Source organism: Micromonospora sp. NPDC005324, from assembly GCF_040607155.1.
Classification (GTDB): Bacteria; Actinomycetota; Actinomycetes; order Mycobacteriales; family Micromonosporaceae; genus Micromonospora; species Micromonospora trifolii.
The window spans coordinates 1-1,505 of sequence record NZ_JBEXGE010000121.1; the positions used below are offsets into that span (position 1 = coordinate 1).

A 1,505-nucleotide genomic window follows, 5' to 3' on the forward strand; every position below is an offset into this window, starting at 1 on the left:
CAACGCCGTTCAGTTAGGGCCGCGGTTGGCGTGTCAAGGGTCGGGGCTGATGACGTCGATGCTGGTCGTGGCTTTGTAGCTGTGTCGGTCGATGTTCGGGCCGCGGGCTTGGTATTTGGAGTTCGAGCGTTTGATCATGCGGGTCTTGGTGCGTAGGCGGCGTTCGGGTAGCAGGTTGGCCAGTACCTGGGCGCCGATGACGCCGACGAGGTCGATGACGGTGTCGGCGATGATCCCGTCGGCGTGCACGACTTGGTCGCGGGCGGTGTTGAGGGCGGTGGTGAAGCTGGCTCGGTCGGGGTCGAGGCCGGGTTGGCTGTCGGTGGCGTCGGCCATGGCGGTGCGTAAGAGCTGGTAGACGATGAGCAGTGCGTGGATTTCCTGGTCGATGCCGTCGGGGGTGCGGGCGCGTAACACGCGTCCGGCGAGGATTGAGGATTTTAGTTCGAGGTAGGCGGTCTCGATTTCCCAGCGTTCGTGGTAGATCCGGATCAGCTCGGTGGCGGGATGGGTGTGTGGGTTGAGCAGGGTGGTGATCAGTCGGTAGTCGCCGGTGTGGGTGCCCGCGGTGGTGGTGATGCTGATCCGGGCTTCGACGACCCGGACTGTGAGGGCGCCGATCTTGGACAGCCAGGATCCGTCGGATAGGCGGGCGATCATCGCCAGGCGGCGGTTGGCCTTGCTGCGGATCAGTAGATGCGCGCCGGTCGCGGCGATGGTGGTCAGCAGGTCGGCGGCGGCGTAGTTGCGGTCGGCCAGCAGCAGCATTCCTGGTTGCAGGCCGCGGGTCAGCATCCGGGCCTGGTCGAGTTCACCGACGCTGATCGGGTCGAACACGGCATCGATCACCGACCGGGTGCCGCAGGTCAGTACGGCGCTCAACCGCAGTTGGGGATACCCGGAACTACCGTTGGCGCAGCGATGCTTGGTGTATCGGTCGGTGTTCGCCGGTGAGTCCGCGACGACCAGGGTCGTGCCGTCGATCACGGTCAGCAGCAGACCTTGCCAGCGCACCTGCGGAGCGCTCGTCGCGGCAGGACCGCGGAGCAGGTCAAACAAGGCCCGCACCGGTCGCGGGCCGAGGCGTTGCCGGGCCTGACGTAACGCGCTGCCACTGGGTGCCACGATCGGTAGACCACGCAGGCCGCTGGTGAGTTTCGACCACACCTGCCGGTAGCCGAGTTCGGCGAACAGGCATCCCGCGAGCAGCAGATACACCACAACCCGCGCCGGCAACAGCCGGACCCGCGACTGGGTACGCCCGGTCGTGGCCAGAACATCATCGACCATCTCGAAGGGCACCAGCCGGGTCAGCTCGCCCAGATGACCCGGCGCGAACACCCCAGCGGCTACCGTCACCGCACGAGGTATGGCAATCTGATCTGCCAGCGGAGCTCCAGGTGTCAGGGCGTCTTAGAGTGACCACCCTCTATACCGGAGCTCCGCTGCTTCACGTCCCAGACACGCCTTGACACGCCGCCCACCGCCCTAACTGAACGGCGTTG

At 66.0% G+C, this 1,505-nt stretch carries 1 protein-coding gene; it reads right to left on the reverse strand.

Annotated features, from left to right (window positions below; translation table 11 throughout):
- Window positions 1-33: 33 nt before the first annotated feature.
- Window positions 34-1,359 carry an IS4 family transposase gene (locus tag ABZS40_RS36670; protein WP_354949331.1) on the reverse strand — a complete coding sequence of 442 codons (1,326 nt, stop codon included), beginning with the start codon at window positions 1,357-1,359 and terminating at the stop codon, window positions 34-36.
- Window positions 1,360-1,505: the final 146 nt, after the last annotated feature.